This window comes from Streptomyces sp. MA5143a, assembly GCF_900290235.1.
Classification (GTDB): domain Bacteria; phylum Actinomycetota; class Actinomycetes; order Streptomycetales; family Streptomycetaceae; genus Streptomyces.
The window spans coordinates 1-1,514 of the sequence record NZ_OLMK01000174.1 but is presented as its reverse complement, the minus strand read 5'-3'; the positions used below and the strand labels follow the sequence as shown (position 1 = coordinate 1,514).

The following is a 1,514-nucleotide window of genomic DNA, read 5'->3' as shown; positions in this document are numbered from 1 at the left end:
CAGCCAAGGTGGATTCAACTGGTCGTCGCAACACCCTGATCTCGGAGGTGTGCGACGTGGCCACGGCGGACTGGAGTTTGAAGACCAGCGATGTTCCGGAGGGGCGGCGTCGGCAGTGGCGCGCTGACCGTGCGTTGCGGCCGGCGATGCGCTCGCCGGGGCGGCCTGATCCGTCTCGGGTCGTGCAGCGCCAGTTCTGGCGACTGATCGCCACGGGGGTCACGACGGCCGAGGCGTCGCTGGCGGTCGGCGTGTCGTGGCCGGTGGGTGCGAGGTGGTTTCGTCACGCTGGCGGCATGCCTCCGATCTCGTTGGCCGAGCCCTCGGGCCGGTACCTCACGTTCGAGGAGCGCGAGGAGATCGCGATCCTCAAGGCGATGAGCAAGGGTGTGCGCGAGATCGCCCGCGCCCTGGGGCGTGATCCCGGGACGATCTCTCGCGAGCTGCGCCGCAACGCCGCCACGCGCAGCGGCAAGCAGGAGTACCGCGCGACGGTCGCCCAGTGGAAGGCTCAGCAGGCGGCCAAGCGCCCGAAGAGCGCGAAGCTCCTGGGCAACGACCGGTTGCGCCAGTACGTCCAGGAGAGGTTGTCGGGGAACGTTCACCGGCCTGACGGGACGGTCGCCGCAGGACCGCAGACGCCTCCGTGGAAAGGGCTGAACAAGCCGCACCGGCAGGACAGGCGGTGGGCGACAGCATGGAGCCCGGAACAGATCTCGCACCGGTTGAGGGCCGACTTCCCCGAGGATGAGTCCATGCGCATCAGCCACGAGGCGATCTATCAGTCGCTGTTCATCGAGGGCCGTGGTGCGCTCAAGCGTGAGCTGGTCGCCTGCCTGCGCACCGGGCGGGCGCTTCGAGAGCCTCGGTCGAGGTCACGGAACAAGCCGCAAGGGCATGTCACCGCGGATGTCGTCCTCAGTGAACGTCCTGCAGAGGCCGCAGACCGTGCGGTCCCGGGGCATTGGGAAGGCGATCTGATCATCGGGACGGGCCGGTCCGCGATCGGCACGCTCGTCGAGCGCAGCAGCCGGTCCACCCTCCTGGTGCATCTGCCGAGGATGGAGGGCTGGGGCGAGGTGCCGCCCGTGAAGAACGGCCCGGCGTTGGGCGGTTACGGCGCCGTCGCGATGAACACTGCCCTGACGGTGTCGATGACGAAGCTTCCCGTCCAGCTCCGCAAGACACTGACCTGGGACCGCGGGAAGGAACTCTCCGGGCATGCCCAGTTCGCGCTCGAGACCGGGACGAAGGTGTTCTTCGCCGATCCGCACTCGCCCTGGCAGCGACCCACGAACGAGAACACGAACGGGCTGCTGCGTCAGTACTTCCCGAAGGGCACCGACCTGTCCCGGTGGTCCGCCGAGGACCTGGAAGCCGTCGCCCTGGCGATCAATAACCGACCCCGAAAGATCCTCGGCTGGAAGACCCCGGCCGAGGTCTTCGAGGAGCAGCTACGCTCACTACAACAGCCCGGTGTTGCAACGACCGGTTGAACTCGCCCAATACACGTC

At 67.9% G+C, this 1,514-nt stretch carries 1 protein-coding gene; it reads left to right on the top strand.

Annotated features, from left to right (window positions below; translation table 11 throughout):
- Positions 1-77: 77 nt before the first annotated feature.
- On the top strand, positions 78-1,496 hold the full coding sequence (locus tag SMA5143A_RS42400) for an IS30 family transposase (RefSeq protein ID WP_107468086.1): 1,419 nt from the start codon (positions 78-80) through the stop codon (positions 1,494-1,496).
- The last annotated feature ends 18 nt before the right edge of the window (positions 1,497-1,514 follow it).